Here is a 17,226-nt window from a genome sequence, read left to right on the forward strand (position 1 = left end):
AAACCTATGGCGCGTTGAAGCTGGCGGCGGGTGCGGCCAGTGCGGAGTTAATGGCTCCGGCGATAATCGCGGCAATGGGCTGGGATAAGGATAATCTCAGCGAAGACCAGAAGCAGACCGTCAGTACACTGGCAACACTGGCCGCAGGATTAGCCGGTGGATTGACCGGCGACAACGGTTGCCGGTGCGCAGGCTGGGAAGAATGCGGTGGAGAATAACTTCTTGCTGCAAATGTTGGTGCCGCCTCCACCGGTAGCAGGGCAAGCGCCACAGAGTGAAACCAATGCTGCGATAGCCGCCTAAAATTAGCTCGCCGTTATCCCGTACCGCCGAGTAGCCGCCCGCGACTTGCTGCTACTCGGTGCCGCCAACACGCAAAAAACCGACGGCAGCAACAGCGGCAGCGGCGGAAGCGTGGGTGTCAGTCTGGGGTTCGGTAGCGCTGGCGGTGGCCTGAGTATCTTTGCCAATACCAACAAGGGTCAGGGCAATGAGCACGGCGACGGCACCTTCTGGACTGAAACGCAGATTGACACAGGCGGCACACTGTCACTCAGCAGCGGGCGTGACACGTCGCTGATAGGCGCGCAAGCCAGCGGTGAAACCGTCAAGGTCGATGTCGGCCGTGACTTGCTGCTGCAAAGCCAGCAAGACAGCGATAACTATGATGCGAAGCAGACCAGTACCAGCGGCGGTGTCAGCATGGCGGTGGCTCTGCCAACCTGAGCATCAGTAAAGATAAGCTGCACAGCAATTATGACTCGGTACAGGAGCAGACCGGTATTTTTGCAGGCAAAGGCGGCGTTGATATCACCGTGGGTGAACACACTCAGCTCGATGGCGCAGTGATTGCCAGCACCGCGGACAAGAGTAAAAACAGTCTGGATACCGGCACGCTCGGCTTCAGTGACATTGAAAATAAAGCCGATTTTAAAGCGGAACATCAAGGGGGCAGTCTGAGTACCGGTGGCCCGGTGGGGTCTGACCTGCTGAGCAATCTGGGCGGCGTGGTGCTGTCGGGTTTGGGTAATGACGGCCATGCCGACGGTACCACACAGGCAGCGGTCAGTGAGAGTACCATCACTATTCGTGACACCGATAAACAACAGCAGAATGTCGATGACCTGAGCCGCGACACCGACAATGCCAATGGCAGCATTGCTCCTATCTTTGATAAAGAGAAAGAGCAGAATCGCCTGAAAGAAGCACAGCTGATTGGCGAGATTGGCGGTCAGGCAATGGATATTGCGCGCACGCAAGGGGATATCATCGGTCTGGAAGCAGCGCTGAAGGCCAATCCGACGTTGAAAGGCGATGCGGAAGCCTTGCGTGAGACAAAAGAATACAAAGCCGAAATGCAGAAATACGGCACCGGCAGTGCACTGCAACAAGGTCTTCAGGCCGCAACAGCGGCCATACAGGGCCTGGCGGGTGGCGATATGGCGAAAGCGCTGGCAGGCGCCTCAGCCCCGTATCTGGCGGAAGTGATTAAGAAAAGCACGGGAGATAATCAGGCGGCTAACCTGATGGCCCATGCGGTGCTGGGTGCAGTCGTGGCGCAGATCAACGGCAACAGTGCGCTGGCGGGCGCTTCGGGTGCAGCGATGGGTGAGTATATCGCCCAGCAGATGTATCCTGGTATCAAACGTGAAGACTTGACAGAAGAGCAACGACAAACCATCAGCGCATTGGGTACACTGGCAGCAGGATTGGCTGGTGGATTGACGGGTGACAGCACCGCTGACGCGGTTGCCGGAGCGCAGGCTGGGAAGAATGCGGTGGAGAATAACTTCTTGCTTTCCCTGCTTGCACCTCCTCCGCCAGTAGCAGGACAGACAACGCCTCAAACTGAAACCAACGCTGCAATCGCCCAGAAGTTGGATGCGGCGGTGAAAGAGTTTGGTAAAGATGTTGTGACGAAATGCCTTTCCGGTGGTGATTGTCCAGTTGCCGCACAGCTAGTGATATTAGCGATGCAGGGCATGATAGGCCAAGATGAGTCTGGTTCTAATCCTAATATCGGCAAGGATCTGACGGATGAGCAGAAGAAAGAGCTGGGTGGTTCGGGGTCTGGAACGGGAACACCACCACCGCCAGAAAACGATCCGAACAAATCGGAAGAGAAAAAAGTCGATAAGCTGAATCAGAAGCAAGAAAGTGCCATGAGAAAAATCGACAACCTCATTAAAAACTCTCTGAAAGATCATGATATTACAGGTTCTCTTAAAGATATGGACAACAACCCTATTCCTAAACCTAATGGAAGTGGGGAAAACTGGAACCATATGAAAGAGATGCAAGATACCCTTAATGGTTTAAGGAATCATGCAAACACGCTAAAAAATATTAATAATCCGGAAGCTCAGGCAGCTTACGGAAGAGCAACAGAAGCGATTAACAAAATAGAATCGGCGATCAAAGGGTACGGCATATGACAACGTTTAGGGATCTATTAATAGCAGAAGGCGGTAATTATGAGCCTAACACTAGGTCATCTCTTGATGAGTGGTTTAGCAGTATCGTAGATGCGCCGCTTGATGAGTTGGATGTTGGGGATATTGCTCGAGCTATAAGACAGGATCTGTTTTTAGTTCATGTATTACCAAGAGCAGAATCGATCTTGCAAGGAGATCCTCTAGCCGGAGATGATTACGATGGGCAATTAATATCATCAATCGCATCTTTAAGTCACAAGGAAGCAAAAGGTGTTTTATCTTCTTTAAAAAGGATAAGTCATATTTTAAATCAAGTAGATAAAACTACTCTTGATCAGCAGTTACTGTTAGACATAAAGAAAATAGATAATTTATCTTCTTGTGAGTAATACAGACCCCCGGCCAACTTTATGGGTGCAGTTCAACTGACCGAAGGTATTACTGCTAAGCCCTAAATCCCCCATCTTCCCGCCGTCGTAACTGGATCATTCCGGGTGCGGCGGTGATTTCCAGCTGTTCAGCGCTGGCAATGCCGGACTCGGTCAGCCAGTCGCCGCCGATAATCAGCTCGCCGTTATCCAACACCCAATCCGCCCCTAAATCCTGCCGGTCTTGGCTGGCTTCGCACAGCACTTCCTAGGTGGCTTCGGCAGTGACGACAGTGATCCAGAGCGTGTGATGCTGGCGTGTCAGTTGCAACGGGGTACCAGTGGTAAATCCCAATGCGGCCAACGTGCCGACTGCCAGTGTCAGTTCAGGGATCGGTTCGGGGGTAAAGGTGATGTTCATGCGGTACTGCGGGGAAAAGCAAGAGTGAATCTCACCTGTTCGAGCAGAAAAAATCCGGCCTGATGAGTACTGGCGGGATTGGTGTCACCGTGGGCAGCAACAGCACCAAAATGATCGATACCGGTCAATCGATTTCTACTGTCGGCAGCACGGTGGGCAGTGTACTGGGCAATGTCAGCATGACCGCCGGTGAAGATCTGACGGTGCAAGGCTCCGAGGTGTTAGCCGGGAAAGATATCAATCTGACCGGCAAAAACGTCGCTATTTTGGCGGCGGAGAATCAAAGCAGCCAGACCCATACCGTTGAGCAAAAAAGTAGCGGCCTGACACTGGCACTGTCTGGCGCGGTTGGCAGCGCCCTCAATACCGCGGTCACCACCGCCAAAGATGCCCGAGAAGAGAGCAATGGCCGACTGTCTGCGCTGCAAGGGGTTAAAGCGGCACTCAGTGGTGCGCAGGTGGTGCAAGCCGGTCAGTTGGTACAGGCGCAAGGGGGCGATACTGCCAGCATGTTCGGCGTCAGTGCCTCATTAGGCTCACAAAAATCGGCCTCGCAGCAACATCAGGAACAGACCAGTGTGACAGGCTCGACCCTGACGGCGGGCAACAACCTGAGCGTGACGGCCACCGGTGAGGGGAACCCGGCGAACAGCGGCGATATTGTGGTGCAAGGCAGCCAGCTCAAAGCCGGTGGCGATACCACCCTGGATGCGGCGCGTGATGTGCTGTTGCTCGGTGCCGCCAACACGCAGAAAACCGACGGCAGCAACAGCAGCAGCGGTGGCAGTGTGGGGGTCAGTCTGGGGTTCGGTAGCGCTGGCGGTGGCCTGAGTATCTTTGCCAATGCCAACAAGGGTCAGGGCAATGAGCACGGCGACGGCACCTTCTGGACTGAAACGCAGATTGACACAGGCGGCACACTGTCGCTCAGCAGCGGGCGTGATACTTCGCTGATAGGCGCGCAAGCCAGCGGTGAAACTGTCAAAGTGGATGTCGGCCGTGACCTGTTACTGCAAAGCCAGCAAGACAGCGATAACTATGATGCGAAGCAGACCAGTACCAGCGGCGGTGTCAGCATGGCGGTGGTCGGCGGCGGTGGCTCTGCCAACCTGAGCATCAGTAAAGATAAGCTGCACAGCAATTATGACTCGGTACAGGAGCAGACCGGTATTTTTGCAGGCTCTGGCGGCTTTGATATCACCGTGGGTGAACACACTCAGCTCGATGGCGCAGTGATTGCCAGCACCGCGGACAAGAGCAAAAACAGTCTGGATAGCGGCACGCTGGGCTTCAGTGACATTGAAAATAAAGCCGATTTTAAGGCTGAACATCAGGGCGGTAGCCTGAGCACCGGTGGCCCGGTGGGGTCTGACCTGCTGAGCAATCTGGGCAGTGTGGTGCTGTCGGGTCTGGGTAATGACGGTCATGCCGACGGTACCACACAGGCAGCGGTCAGTGAGGGCAGCATCACTATTCGTGACACCGATAAACAACAGCAGAATGTCGATGACCTGAGCCGCGACACCGACAATGCCAATGGCAGCATCAATCCTATCTTTGATAAAGAGAAAGAGCAGAACCGCCTGAAAGAAGCACAGCTGATTGGCGAGATAGGGGGTCAGGTCAGTGATATCGTACGCACACAGGGCAAAATAGCGGAAGAAAAAGCGCTAAAAGACCCAGAGGCTATTCAGGCCGCCAAAGAGACACTGGCCAAAAAAGGGATATTGACTCCAACGGAAGAACAGCTGACCAACCAAATACGCAGTACCGCCATGGCCCCTTATGGCACCGGCAGTGCACTGCAACAGGGGATTCAGGCGGCAACGGCCGCCATCCAAGGTCTGGCGGGCGGTAACATGGCACAAGCACTGGCAGGTGCCTCAGCCCCGTATCTGGCGGAAGTCATTAAGAAAAGCACCGGAGATAATCAGGCGGCCAACGCCATGGCGCACGCCGTGCTGGGTGCTGTCACCGCCTATGCCAGTGGTAACAGTGCGCTGGCGGGCGCAGCGGGCGCGGCCACTGCCGAATTGATGGCCCCGAGGATTATCGCAGCCATGGGCTGGGACAAAGACAATCTCAGCGAAGACCAGAAGCAGACCGTCAGCGCGCTGGCAACACTGGCCGCAGGACTGGCCGGTGGATTGACCGGCGACAGCACCGCTGATACGGTTGCCGGTGCGCAGACAGGGAAAAATGCGGTAGAGAATAACTTCTTGCTGCAAATGTTGGTGCCGCCTCCACCGGTAGCAGGACAAGCGCCACAGAATGAAACCAATGCTGCGATAGCGCAAAAGCTGGATACAGCGGTGAAAGAGTTTGGCAAAGATGTTGTGACAAAATGCCTCTCTGGCGGGGATTGCCCAATGGCCGCGCAAGTTGCGATATTGGCTATCCAGGCAATGATGGGGCAAGGAGAAAATGGCCCTTCTAATACTGGTGGTGATCAGATCGCCGGTTCGGGCCCAGCCAATACGGGTGGAAACCAATTATCAGAACAGGGTGTGACTCATACAGGTAACAATAATGGTCAGACTGATACAGGGCCAAATAATACAGGTGGAAACCAAACTGTAGACCCATCACCAAACAACACGGGGAATACTGAAGCTGTACCTGACCTACCTAACCATATGGTAAGTGATGGACAGGACAATGGAGCTGAAAAACCCTCCAACATAAAAGTTGCCGATGATAAATTTCTAAAAAATAATGAAATAGATGCTCATCAAATCAAAAAAGACTTCCTAGGTTCTAAAGCGGAAATCAAGCTTTATGATATTTACGTTGATAAAGACAGTGGGCAGCTATGGATTTTTAGAAAGGGCGGTACAGGTGAAGGCATTCCAACTGGCGAATTTATCAAAAAATAGGATAGTTACATGGAAAAAACAACAGTTAAAGCTGAGTTTTCTATTTGTGGAGATGTTTTTGACCCAGAAGAAATAACAGCCATGCTACAAATAGAACCATCTGAAATTTATATCAAAGGTGTTATCAGTGGCACAAGGAAAAGACCTAGTACAGAGACTAGTTGGTCAGTATGTACAGAAAAGGAAGAGTCTTATGATGTTAATGAACAGACCAAAAAGTTGCTTTTTTTATTCAAAGATAAAACTGAAATCCTAGAGAAAATAAAACAAAAATATGCTGTTACGTTCATTTTCTCTCTCTTAATAGAGATAGAAAATGGCGAAAAACCATCCATTTATTGGTCGGCAGAAACGAATAAATTTCTGGGTGATATAGGCGCGGAAAGCTCCATTGACTTATATGTCTACAGCTAAAGCAGTCTGTAGTAGTTTGGCTCTTATCTGACATACAACCCCGGCCAATAGTAACCGGGGTCACTGTCTTTAAGTCCTAAAAACTCCCTCTCCCCGCCGCTGCAACCGAATAACACCGGGCGCAGCTATCACCTCCAGTTGTTCGGCGTCATTGATACCGGACTCGGTGAGCCAGTAGCCGCCTATAATTAGCTCGCCGTTATCCCGTACCGCCGAGTAGCCGCCCGCGACTTGCTGCTACTCGGTGCCGCCAACACGCAAAAAACCGACGGCAGCAACAGCAGCAGCGGTGGCAGTGTGGGGGTCAGTCTGGGGTTCGGTAGCGCTGGCGGTGGTCTGAGCATCTTTGCCAATGCCAACAAGGGTCAGGGCAATGAGCACGGCGACGGCACCTTCTGGACTGAAACCCAGATTGACACAGGCGGCACACTGTCGCTCAGCAGCGGGCGTGATACTTCGCTGATAGGCGCACAAGCCAGCGGTGAAACCGTCAAGGTCGATGTCGGCCGTGACCTGTTACTGCAAAGCCAGCAAGACAGCGATAACTATGATGCGAAGCAGACCAGTACCAGCGGCGGTGTCAGCATGGCGGTGGTCGGCGGCGGTGGCTCTGCCAACCTGAGCATCAGTAAAGACAAGTTGCACAGCAATTATGACTCGGTACAGGAGCAGACCGGTATTTTTGCAGGCTCTGGCGGCTTTGATATCACCGTGGGTGAACACACTCAGCTCGATGGCGCAGTGATTGCCAGCACCGCGGACAAGAGTAAAAACAGTCTGGATACCGGCACGCTGGGGTTCAGTGATATCGGTAATAAAGCGGACTTCAAGGTAGAGCATCAAAGTGTCGGCATCAGTACCGGCGGTAGCATCGGCGGTCAGTTTGCCGGGAATATGGCCAACGGCTTGCTGGTCGGGGCTAACAATGAAGGCCACGCCGACAGCACCACCCATGCCGCAGTCTCCGATGGCACTATCACGGTGCGTGACACGGATAAGCAACAGCAAAATGTTGATAATCTGAGCCATGATGTTGAACACGCTAACAATGCGCTTTCGCCTATCTTTGATAAAGAGAAAGAGCAAAACCGGCTGCGGGAAGCGCAGTTGATTGGTGATATTGGTAGTCAGGCGATAGACATTGCGGCAACGCAAGGTAAGATCCTGGCGACAAACGCCGGTAAAGCGGAGCTGGAAGCGAAAGGCATCAAGGCACCAGGCCAGGACGCGACACCGGAAGAGCGAGCGATGTATGACAAGCTGCTAACCAGCACTTCCGCCTATAAAACCACACAAGCCCAATACGGCACTGGCAGCGCATTGCAGCAAGGCATCCAAGCTGCTACGGCGGCGGTGCAAGGCTTGGCAGGTGGGAATATGGCGCAGGCGCTGAGTGGTGCTGCAGCGCCGTATCTGGCGGAAATCATAAAACAGTACGCGCCGGATGAAGCCAGTCGAGTCATGGCTCATGCGGTTCTGGGCGCAGTGGTGGCGCAGACCAGTGGTAACAGCGGTCTGGCGGGAGCTGCGGGTGCGGCAACCTCGGCGCTGATCGGTGAAAACATCAAGAAATCACTGTACGGTGATATCCCGGTCAGCCAACTGAGCGAAGAGCAGAAGCAAACGCTGGTTGCACTGGGTAGCTTGGCGGCGGGTCTGGCTGGTGGCTTGGCCGGTGGTGATACTGCTGGCGCGGTATCCGGTGCGCAGGCAGGTAAGAACGAACTCAGCAACAATATGACCAGTCTTGGCCTCATATCGCAGATGATGGCGCAAGAAACGCTGAACGCCGCCGCGATGGCCGAAGCAGGCAAAGGCGGAGCTAACGAGCAAGCCGCGCTGGCGCTGACCAAGAAAGTGAAGGAAGGGTTAGACGCGGCCTGTCTGAAAAATGCAAGCTGTGTGCTGTTGGCGGTGGTTGCAGCGCAGAACCAATCAGACTCTAACGGTAGCCAGAATCCGAATATCGGCAAGGATCTGACGGATGAACAGAAGAAAGAGATTGGTGGGGCGGGTTCAGGAACACCGGGAGGGTGGGGGCCAGAGGATGAGGAAGCAGGACGAAATAGTAACTCTTCATCAGACCCTAAAAGTAGGGGGCAGCATGAAGAATATGTGGACTCATTACGTGCATCGATGGAAAAACCAAATGTTAAAGATGAAAATCTTAAAAACTTAATTGATGACTTATACCGACCGAATGCCAAAGTTGGCAGTGGAAGTACAGCGGATGCTGTTCGCTACGAATTAGCTACTGGAGAAAAAGTTGGTGGTAGAGGGCACGTTGAAAAGGCTCAAACATATTCCAAGGCATTGCAAGATTGGCTAAATAAGAATCCTCAAGCTTCTTCAAGTGATAAAGCTGCGGCAGAAAACGTTCTGAAAGACATGCAAAATGCTCTTAAGGGTAAGTAATAATGGATAAATGTGTTGATGATTATCTGAGTGTTTTTGCTCAAACATCAGAGTATATAAAAAATGAAGTAAACAGATGTATCGAATATTGGTTGCCAGAACCTCCGCCTACGATCTTGCTGTTTTCACTAGTGGGTAAAGCACTGGTAAACCAGCTAGGTTCATTAAGCCAGTTGGAGAAATCAACCTTGTTCCAGCACATCGAAACAGGTATGCGGTCTGATAATGATGAGCTAGCTACTGCTGTTGCAACTGGGCTTGTTGAATCGTTAATTACAGCATCTGATGAAAATGAGTCAGTTTGGCAAGAAATTGAAAGTTATCTGCATGTTGAATCAAAAAAGCATGCACTAGCATGGAAATATTTTGGGCAATAATCTTAGACCTATTACACCGGCCAAAGCCGGGGTTACTGCCTTTAAGACCTAAACACTCCAACTCCCCGCCGCTGCAACCGAATAACACCGGGCGCAGCGGTAATCTCCCGTTGCTCAACATCGGTGATCCCGGACTCGGTAAGCCAGTCGCCACCAATCACCAGTTCGCCGCTCTGCCGTACCCAATCCGCGCCTAAATCTTGCCGCTGTTGACTACCCGCAGGAGATCACCTTGGCCTCCAGCACCACCACGCGCACCGAAGATAGCTTGAGTCAGACACTGACGGTCGGCTCCATGCTATCGGCAGGCAGCATTGATGTCAGCGGCAACAATATCGCGGTCATCGGCAGTCATGTGGTGGCCGATAACGACATTAATCTGCGGGCGAAAGAGAACATTACCATCACTATTCGTGACACCGATAAACAACAGCAGAATGTCGATGACCTGAGCCGCGACACCGACAATGCCAATGCCAATGCCAATGCCAATGCCAATGCCAATGCCAATGCCAATGCCAATGCCAATGCCAATGCCAATGCCAATGCCAATGCCAATGGCAGCATCAATCCGATCTTTGATAAAGAGAAAGAGCAGAATCGCCTGAAAGAAGCGCAACTGATTGGCGAAATTGGCGGTCAGGCAATGGATATTGCGCGGACGCAGGGAGATATCCTCGGGCTTGAGGAAGCTTTGAAACGCCATCCTGAGTTGAAAGGCGATGCGGAAGCCTTGCGTGAGACAAAAGAATACAAAGCCGAAATGCAAAAATACGGCACCGGCAGTGCACTGCAACAAGGTCTTCAGGCGGCAACAGCGGCCATACAGGGCCTGGCAGGTGGCGATATGACGAAAACGCTAGCAGGCGCCTCAGCCCCGTATCTGGCTGAAGTGATTAAGAAAAGCACCGGCGATAGATGCATTACAAAACTCAATAAAAAATAAGGAGAATAGCAATGTTAATAAGTAAAAAATCACTACTGGTACTGTTGTATTTATGCGTTGCTTTCTCTTTAATGCTTTTTTTTGTAAGTTTTATTTTTCAAGTGCTTGGGTATTGGATTGGTGATGGTGATGGTGATCAGATGCTAGGATATTTGAAGGATAACTTTCATAAAGCATTGAAGACTAGTTCAGTTGGTGTTGGATGTGCCTACTGGTTCTTTTACTATCGAAAGATCTAGCTCGTTGATTCAAAATATATTTTTAGTGGAAAATAATGCGCTGAATGCGACTAACGAGAAACAACGTCAGGATGCGAAATGGTCACTGCCGTATCTGGAAGGTGAGAAGAAAATTCAGACTGAGAATCTGGTAAGTGACCTTGATGCGAAGGATAAAGCTTTTGATGCTGCAATTGATGCAACATGTCAAAATCTGTCGTCCGCACAGTGCTCGGGAATGCGCCAGGAACTGGCGGCAATGGGTAAGAGCTATGATTGTAGTGGTATAGTGAGTTTATGCTTCCGTATGATTAATACGCCGTGCTTGCTCATACCGCGCTCCCCAGTATTTATTATCAAGCTTTGAGATGGTCACACCCACGCTGCTCGAGGCATGGATAAATTTGCCCTCCCCGATGTAAACACCCACATGTCGTGTTTGTCGTGAGGTTTTGAAAAAAACCAGATCGCCAGTATCTAAAGCTTCCTTGGTGATCCGAGAGCCTTGTTTCATTTGTTCCTGGGCACTTCTTGGCAAACTCAGGGAAAACTCATCTTCAAAAATGCGCTGCATATAAGCAGAACAATCGATACCTTTACGTGTATTCCCGCCAAGCTTGTAACTGACACCTTCCCACTCATCATAATGGGTCAGGATTTTTTTGAGTTTTTGTGTCTCATGACGCCCAGACGCAGACTGGATTGACGCATTTTGTAAGGATGATGAGCTCACCAATTTCCCTGAGGGTTCGGCAAGCGCGGGAAATGTAAATAAAGAGACAATCGCAATCATAACGGGGGTTATAGTCTTAAACATAAGGGTATCTGAAATATGAGGTGAATGGCTTTCCTTGGTTAACACATTGACTAAAATCCTTCTGGAGAGCGGCATTCTACACATTAAAGCTCATAAAAGAAGCACTAATAGTGCATTTAATGAGCTAATTTGTGGTGCGAAAGTCTGACTTTTACTGTAACTCGTTAATGAATATATAAACTTCAGACAATTATTAATTTTTAATTAGCAGTAAATACTCACATCGCTGAATCATATTCAATGGTTTATTTAGAGCGCTTGGATGAAAAGTATTTCCATATGTAAGTAGTGGTTTTTATATGTTTATTGTTATTCAAGTCTTCTCCCACATTTTATATCCCAGCCTTTGCTCCTCATTATGGACTCCGTTTGGGAAACGGAAAATATTGTACGTTAAGATGATTTTTTGTACTGCAAAGGCCAAGGTTGGGATTGCCCGGGCCAATTGGGACAACTGCTAACCATCGCCGAGGATAACCGAAATATCAAACGTCGGATACGCATGATGCTGGGATTCACATCGTTCCGGCGGGCATCGAATTAATCCACATGATACGTAAAGGGCAATATCAACATCCGCAAAGTGAGGGATTGCCACCTGCAGAACAATTTTATCTGTTGGCGGCCTAAACAACTCGCAGCGCCACTTTTGCTAACTTCTTACGCTAATGCGACAGAGCCTTAATGGAGGCTGACAAACAGTTGAGCCCCTTTAGCAGGAGCTCACAAAAGATTAAGTGAATTCTAAAGTCATTTCTCGCAGATATAATCCTGAGTTACTGTCGTTTGCAAACAATTGTACTTCCCCATAGTCTTGCAAATAGATTTCTCAGTACCCGACTTCAATGCACTCTTATATCCCCAAAATTTGCAACGCTCTGTGGCTACTGTTAAACCTTGGGAGTCTGAACTTTGTCCGTTTTCAAACTGGCCTTGTTCATAAGAAATCTGAACGATCCCATCAGACTTTCCACCTCCAGTTGCTTCCCATTGTTTAGGCGTAGCACACCCGGATAGGGTTATAACCCCGAGAATGAGAGCTACCATTGGAATTTGCATAGTGACTAACCTTCCTTGTATTTGTATATTGATATGGTAAAAATAAGTTAAAAAAAAGTTGGAACTGAATTATTAAGATCGCATAATTTGATACTCTTGAAAAGAGATAACTTACAATTTTATTTAATTTTTTACATATCATTGGTTCAGTTATTTTACTATCAACATCAACGCGATAGCTGATATTTTTGGGTTTTTCGTCGGTACCCATAACCCATATAAACTCTTACAGCCGAGTAGTGTTGATTGCTCACATTTCCTTTAACCAGTATGGTTACCCCATCTAAATGGGCTTGTTGCAAATAATGAGAGTCGGTGATTTTACTCATTGATGGGTGGAATCATTAGGCTAAAACCGTCTCAATGTTAAAGAGCCGATTCATAAAGGCGGATCTTTCCCGCACTCGACATTCAGGTTCGTCACCGCGTAGCCAAATATCAAATTGACCTTTATTCAGTCGTCGCAATGTTTCAAATCCCTGAAGCGTTGACCAGGTTCGATTTGGCCGTTTGAACCCCCCGGCCGCTTTTACCAATTTTTTGATGGGGACATGGTCAGACTTGATACGATTATTCAGGTATTTGACTTGCCGCTGCTTCTCATCATCCCGTAGCTTTCCTTCTTTCATCAAACGAGTAATAGCGTAACCGTATGACGAATGTTTATCGGTATTGAGTATTTTCTGCTGTCTTTCAACAGGATAGGGTTTTAACACCCGTTTAAGGAATTGATAGGCAGCATTTTTATGGTTCTGTCGCATTAGCGTAGGCCAGTCAGCAAAGGTTGGGCTGCCGTTTTTTTAGGCAGCCAACAGATAAAATTGTTCTGCTGGTCACAATCCCTCATTTTTCGGAGGTTGATATTGTCCTTTGCGTATCATATGTATCAGTTCGATGCCAGCCAGGATCGTCTGTGCCCGTCGAAACGATTTGAATCCCAGCATCGGGCGTATGTGGCGTTTAATATTCAGGTGATCTTGTTCAACCAGATTATTCAGATACTTGTTCTGCCTGACAGTAATGATTTCTTCTTCTGGTTTGTCGGCGTTGAGTATAGTCAGCGCTGCCGTGTTGGCACCACTTTTAACCCAACGATGCAGCGTTGAATGGTCAACGACAATACCACGCTCTGCCATTATCTCTTCCAGGTTGCGTAAACTCAGTGAGTAAGCCAAATACCAGCGGACACACTGAGCAATAATATCGACGGGATAATGCAGGCGGCTGAAAGCGTTTCGGATCAGAGACATGAGCAGGTAACATCTCAAAAAAACAGCATGTTACCGAACGGCACCTTAATGCGACAGAACCAGAAATAGTTATTGAGAAAACGGTAAGTTTCGGCCAGTAAACTAAACATTGAAATATACCTCTCTAGCATAAATCATTTCTATGAAGGTTTAGGAATATTCTTTTTCAAAAGTTTGCGTTGTAATGTTCGTCGATGCATATTCAACGCTCTTGCCGAAGCAGAAATATTACCAAGATGATCATCCACAACTTTATTTATATACTCCCATTCCATTTGTTCTAGTGAGGGGTAGGTAAATGGGCTACCCTTATCATTTTTTAATGTTGGTATTTCATTACGAAGACTTAATAGAATGTTATCCACACTCACTGGCTTTTGCAGAAGATTATCAGCCCCTTTCTTTAACGCAATGATGGCTGAAGTGATGCTAGAGTAATTTGTCAGAATTAAAATTCTAGATAATGGGTTAAGATGTCTTAATGCAGAAACCCATGCTAGCCCAGAGTCATCTTTCAACTGCAGATCTATCACAATATACATATGCTGAGTAGATTCGGCCATTCTGACGGCCTGCACTCCAGTGGTTGCTATATTAACAAAGAATCCTTTTCTAAGCAGAATCGTTGATAGCGTATTAGTAAATACATCATCATCATCCAAAATTAAGATCTTTTCCATCATAACAATCTCACCCTAATAGTGGCTGTTGTTCCGGTATAATCTGAGTATAGTTTTATTTTAGCACCAATTCTGACTGCATTAGAAAAGGCTAACATCAAGCCAATACCATATCCAGAGGTTGTGCTTTTTACCGGTTGTTTTCCTAGGAGGTTGATTAAATCATTTGGTATACCACATCCATTATCAGTTATGCTTATAATTGCATTACCATTTTCTATCTTACAACCACATTGAATGAAACCATTGTCACTGGGAATAGCCGAATTAGCATTCTCAAGTAAATTAACAATAATAGTATGGAGAATGCCAGCATTTTTGATATATACGCAGGTGTTGGGTAATTTATAAATTATATTTTTATCACACTTAAGTTTAAATGAACCAAATACGCCGTCAAGCCATAAACATAAGTTGATAGCTTCTTCATTTTCAAACTCATTAAATCCTAATGAAAATGACATATTAGCTAATTTTTTCGTACACTCTTTTGCTTGTTCCAAGGCTAAATTTAAATACTCATCAAACTCTTTACCCGATCGCTCCCCTGGTTTAAATAGCTTAATCTCCTCTAAGGCCAGAACCGCTGTTGATATAGGTTTTGATATGTCGTGGGCAGAAGACGCAGCTTGCAGACCAAAAGAAAATATTATATCCGACTGTTTTTGATATTCTTTTGAGCGAATTAAATCATTATTGTATTCAATTGACACGTCATTCATCTTTTTTATAAAGAAAATGATAATAAATGTGGACATTAAAAAACTCACCCACGGAGCATAGTATTCTATACTTTTAGGTCTATGCGTAATTTCGAGATGATTTGATAATGTTAACTTAGATGAAATATAAAATAAAATAGCAGAGTAAATCACTATGAATGCAATGTTTTTATTAGATAGAATAGCAAAGGCCATTACTACACTTGGAAGGTAAAATGAAACACTTAATATTTCTCCATGGAAATTCAACTCCTCCCAGAGAGTAAATAAAAGTAAGTCAATACAAATCTGAGCAACAAGTTCTCTTTCTTCTAGTGGTGAAGGAAGCCTCATCCTGTATAATGTCACAACGATACTGAGTAACAATAAAAATAAAATAATAGCAATGGGGAATACAAATGAATAGATGTAGTTTGATTTTCCTTTAAATAAAATAACACTTAATAGAAGTTGACTACATATTGCAAAAATCCTAGCCCAAGTAATGATAGCTAGCTTCTTATGCTGAGGTAGTGCCTGTAATATTTTCATTTTAATCAGTCACGTATATATATAAAATGAAACATAGATTACAAAATTGCTTAGATCAACATAAAATATAAATTAACTTAACTTTTGTTTAACTCTTGTTTAACAATGCATTTATATTTCATCTATGGCTATTAATTCCCAGGCGTAATTGATATCCCCCCAATAAGGGGGGATTCGTTATTACATACTTCCGTTGCCCGCGTTACCATTCCCACCGCTACCATTCCCCCCATTGCCGTTACCACCATTACCACTACCACCATTGCCCCCGTTCCCCCCATTACCTCCATTGCCGCCGTTGCCATTACCACCGTTACCATTACCGCCATTACCACCATTGCCACCGTTACCATTACCACCGTTGCCGTTACCGCCGTTACCGTTGCCTCCGTTTCCATTCCCTCCATGACCACCACCATGGCCGCCGTGCTTAATCAACATCAAGTCTGAGGTCATGGACGTATTTTGTGTGTAACTTGTATCCTTCATCAATTTCGATACATCAACCGTAGCGGCTGATACATAAAAGGAACATGCTGATAATACTGAGGTTGCAGCTAACATAATTACGTTAATCTTTTTCATAGGAATATCCTTTAATAGAATTTAGATAATATAATTTAAGATTTCAGCATGGATAAACCTCTCGGCCAATCCACGATTAAAACATAGAGCACATATTAAAAAAATAAAACAAGAATTTAATGATATTGAAAATATTTTCAATTTTTAATGATAAGTCATTTTGTTTTAAAATAATGATGATATTATGTTTAAATATTCATCATAAAGTGAGGCATTATGTCGCACTATAAAGACGATATATCCTATTTTAATTTTTTTTAATATGTGATAGATGAGGTTAACAATAAAAACAAATATTTACATTTAATACTAAAATCCCACAATCTAAACTAAAAACTCATTTATCCATTTTATAGGGGGTTAAGTAAAACATTATGATTCTGGATAATAATTTTAGAGACTGAAGAAGGTTATTTGCAGAGATAGGTTCACAGCAGGATAGAATGGCTTAGTGATAGTGGAAATTTGACCATTTTAATTAACATGGTATGCATATCATTTTTAGGAAAACAATGTGTATCGATGGAGTAATAAAGATGGATGTCATAACATGTCACTCTTACATCCATCTTAAAATATGAAATAAATAATATTGATGAAATTTTGCCAACTCAGGGCTTTTGACTAAACTATTGAGTAATTGCAAATAGCATCCCCATTGCACCAATAAAAACAAGTACAATACCTAAAGCCAGTTTACCTCTGGTGCCAGCGTTAACATCTTTACATAAAAAACGTCGTCTCACTTTCCTATCCATAATAATTTCGCTCATTGTTAGTGCCTTAGTTTCCCGATATCTAAAACGTGATATAAATTTAATACTTATTGTTTTCAAAAGAAAGAAACACAGTCTTAATCAAATTGAATTAAGAGTTAACCATTTGTTTTAATTGATTAAATCAAGCTTCCTCAAGTGTAAAATCCGACTGTATTACTGTTATTTTAAAGCTCAGAATCTCTTCATTTCGCCTATTATCTCTATAATAATTGAGTGGCCTAAATAGTTTTTTAGGCCGATTCAATGATACAGGTCGTCTAAACCTAAGGTATTCCATACTCAAATTTCTAATGAGTATGTCACTGACTGTCTCGATGAGAATAACTTCTTAGC

At 46.4% G+C, this 17,226-nt stretch carries 12 protein-coding genes and 9 pseudogenes; 12 read left to right on the plus strand and 9 right to left on the minus strand.

Annotated elements, in window-relative coordinates:
• Positions 1-11: 11 nt before the first annotated feature.
• From V1953_RS15275 to V1953_RS15290, 4 genes and pseudogenes are all read left to right on the plus strand, one after another.
• Positions 12-225 (plus strand): annotated as a pseudogene (locus V1953_RS15275) (VENN motif pre-toxin domain-containing protein); the annotation flags it as partial.
• Positions 226-336: 111 nt separating this feature from the next.
• Positions 337-1,271: pseudogene (locus V1953_RS15280) on the plus strand (hemagglutinin repeat-containing protein); the annotation flags it as partial.
• Between the two features lie 93 nt (positions 1,272-1,364).
• Positions 1,365-2,435, plus strand: a pseudogene (locus V1953_RS15285) (VENN motif pre-toxin domain-containing protein); the annotation flags it as partial.
• Positions 2,432-2,824, plus strand: a complete 393-nt coding sequence (locus V1953_RS15290) for a contact-dependent growth inhibition system immunity protein (RefSeq protein ID WP_442821136.1) — start codon at positions 2,432-2,434, stop codon at positions 2,822-2,824. The pseudogene V1953_RS15285 and the gene V1953_RS15290, both read left to right, overlap by 4 nt.
• 55 nt (positions 2,825-2,879) lie before the next feature.
• Here the strand turns inward: V1953_RS15290 and V1953_RS15295 are convergent.
• Positions 2,880-3,224: pseudogene (locus tag V1953_RS15295) on the minus strand (hypothetical protein).
• Between the two features lie 5 nt (positions 3,225-3,229).
• Here V1953_RS15295 and V1953_RS15300 point away from each other — a divergent pair.
• The 7 genes and pseudogenes from V1953_RS15300 to V1953_RS15330 form a co-directional block, all read left to right on the plus strand.
• A pseudogene (locus V1953_RS15300) lies at positions 3,230-6,100 on the plus strand (hemagglutinin repeat-containing protein); the annotation flags it as partial.
• Positions 6,101-6,109: 9 nt separating this feature from the next.
• On the plus strand, positions 6,110-6,514 hold the full coding sequence (locus V1953_RS15305; RefSeq protein WP_442821135.1) for a DUF4279 domain-containing protein: 405 nt from the start codon (positions 6,110-6,112) through the stop codon (positions 6,512-6,514).
• 219 nt (positions 6,515-6,733) lie between these two features.
• Positions 6,734-8,254 (plus strand): annotated as a pseudogene (locus tag V1953_RS15310) (hemagglutinin repeat-containing protein); the annotation flags it as partial.
• A 677-nt stretch (positions 8,255-8,931) separates the two neighbouring features.
• Positions 8,932-9,306 carry a DUF7674 family protein gene (locus V1953_RS15315; RefSeq protein WP_442851093.1) on the plus strand — a complete coding sequence of 125 codons (375 nt, stop codon included), beginning with the start codon at positions 8,932-8,934 and terminating at the stop codon, positions 9,304-9,306.
• A 400-nt stretch (positions 9,307-9,706) separates the two neighbouring features.
• Positions 9,707-10,222, plus strand: a pseudogene (locus V1953_RS15320) (hypothetical protein); the annotation flags it as partial.
• 41 nt (positions 10,223-10,263) lie between these two features.
• Positions 10,264-10,491, plus strand: a complete 228-nt coding sequence (locus V1953_RS15325) for a hypothetical protein (protein ID WP_442851348.1) — start codon at positions 10,264-10,266, stop codon at positions 10,489-10,491.
• A 25-nt stretch (positions 10,492-10,516) separates the two neighbouring features.
• Complete coding sequence (locus V1953_RS15330) at positions 10,517-10,837, plus strand: DUF6862 domain-containing protein (RefSeq protein WP_442851334.1); 321 nt, start codon at positions 10,517-10,519, stop codon at positions 10,835-10,837.
• On the opposite strand, the gene V1953_RS15335 is transcribed toward V1953_RS15330, so the two are convergent.
• Positions 10,766-11,332, minus strand: a complete 567-nt coding sequence (locus V1953_RS15335) for an NlpC/P60 family protein (RefSeq protein WP_372568841.1) — start codon at positions 11,330-11,332, stop codon at positions 10,766-10,768. The two genes, V1953_RS15330 and V1953_RS15335, sit on opposite strands and share 72 nt — an antisense overlap.
• Before the next feature lie 418 nt (positions 11,333-11,750).
• Between V1953_RS15335 and V1953_RS15340 the strand changes: the two are divergent.
• Positions 11,751-11,917: pseudogene (locus V1953_RS15340) on the plus strand (IS6 family transposase); the annotation flags it as partial.
• Between the two features lie 120 nt (positions 11,918-12,037).
• On the opposite strand, the gene yecR reads toward V1953_RS15340, so the two are convergent.
• The 7 genes and pseudogenes from yecR to V1953_RS15375 form a co-directional block, all read right to left on the minus strand.
• A complete protein-coding gene (yecR, locus tag V1953_RS15345; RefSeq protein WP_083159751.1) occupies positions 12,038-12,346 on the minus strand; it encodes a YecR family lipoprotein in 309 nt (102 codons plus the stop codon).
• A 344-nt stretch (positions 12,347-12,690) separates the two neighbouring features.
• Positions 12,691-13,101 (minus strand): annotated as a pseudogene (locus tag V1953_RS15350) (DDE-type integrase/transposase/recombinase); the annotation flags it as partial.
• Between the two features lie 78 nt (positions 13,102-13,179).
• Complete coding sequence (locus tag V1953_RS15355) at positions 13,180-13,596, minus strand: DDE-type integrase/transposase/recombinase (RefSeq protein ID WP_442851094.1); 417 nt, start codon at positions 13,594-13,596, stop codon at positions 13,180-13,182.
• A gap of 140 nt (positions 13,597-13,736) precedes the next feature.
• Complete coding sequence (locus V1953_RS15360) at positions 13,737-14,279, minus strand: response regulator transcription factor (RefSeq protein ID WP_083159755.1); 543 nt, start codon at positions 14,277-14,279, stop codon at positions 13,737-13,739.
• Positions 14,276-15,529 carry a sensor histidine kinase gene (locus V1953_RS15365; RefSeq protein ID WP_442851095.1) on the minus strand — a complete coding sequence of 418 codons (1,254 nt, stop codon included), beginning with the start codon at positions 15,527-15,529 and terminating at the stop codon, positions 14,276-14,278. Before V1953_RS15365 ends, V1953_RS15360 begins: the two co-directional genes overlap by 4 nt.
• Positions 15,530-15,709: 180 nt before the next feature.
• The gene (locus V1953_RS15370) at positions 15,710-16,114 is read right to left on the minus strand and encodes a hypothetical protein (RefSeq protein WP_372558303.1); all 405 of its coding nucleotides are present in this window, start codon (positions 16,112-16,114) and stop codon (positions 15,710-15,712) included.
• 629 nt (positions 16,115-16,743) lie between these two features.
• Positions 16,744-16,887: a hypothetical protein gene (locus V1953_RS15375; protein WP_193784703.1), complete on the minus strand. Its 144-nt coding sequence runs from the start codon at positions 16,885-16,887 to the stop codon at positions 16,744-16,746.
• Positions 16,888-17,226 lie beyond the last annotated feature (339 nt).

The organism is Yersinia sp. 2541 StPb PI, from assembly GCF_052217145.1.
GTDB classification, from domain to species: domain Bacteria; phylum Pseudomonadota; class Gammaproteobacteria; order Enterobacterales; family Enterobacteriaceae; genus Yersinia; species Yersinia enterocolitica_E.

What these genes read in the sequence shown, in the direction of transcription:
- yecR (WP_083159751.1), bottom strand. Translation starts at nt 12,346, where the DNA reads ATGCAAATTCCAATGGTAGCTCTCATTCTCGGGGTTATAACCCTATCC.
- V1953_RS15370 (WP_372558303.1), bottom strand. Translation starts at nt 16,114, where the DNA reads ATGAAAAAGATTAACGTAATTATGTTAGCTGCAACCTCAGTATTATCA.
- V1953_RS15365 (WP_442851095.1), bottom strand. Translation starts at nt 15,529, where the DNA reads ATGAAAATATTACAGGCACTACCTCAGCATAAGAAGCTAGCTATCATT.
- V1953_RS15315 (WP_442851093.1), top strand. Translation starts at nt 8,932, where the DNA reads ATGGATAAATGTGTTGATGATTATCTGAGTGTTTTTGCTCAAACATCA.
- V1953_RS15355 (WP_442851094.1), bottom strand. Translation starts at nt 13,596, where the DNA reads ATGTCTCTGATCCGAAACGCTTTCAGCCGCCTGCATTATCCCGTCGAT.
- V1953_RS15375 (WP_193784703.1), bottom strand. Translation starts at nt 16,887, where the DNA reads ATGAGCGAAATTATTATGGATAGGAAAGTGAGACGACGTTTTTTATGT.
- V1953_RS15325 (WP_442851348.1), top strand. Translation starts at nt 10,264, where the DNA reads ATGTTAATAAGTAAAAAATCACTACTGGTACTGTTGTATTTATGCGTT.
- V1953_RS15305 (WP_442821135.1), top strand. Translation starts at nt 6,110, where the DNA reads ATGGAAAAAACAACAGTTAAAGCTGAGTTTTCTATTTGTGGAGATGTT.
- V1953_RS15360 (WP_083159755.1), bottom strand. Translation starts at nt 14,279, where the DNA reads ATGATGGAAAAGATCTTAATTTTGGATGATGATGATGTATTTACTAAT.
- V1953_RS15290 (WP_442821136.1), top strand. Translation starts at nt 2,432, where the DNA reads ATGACAACGTTTAGGGATCTATTAATAGCAGAAGGCGGTAATTATGAG.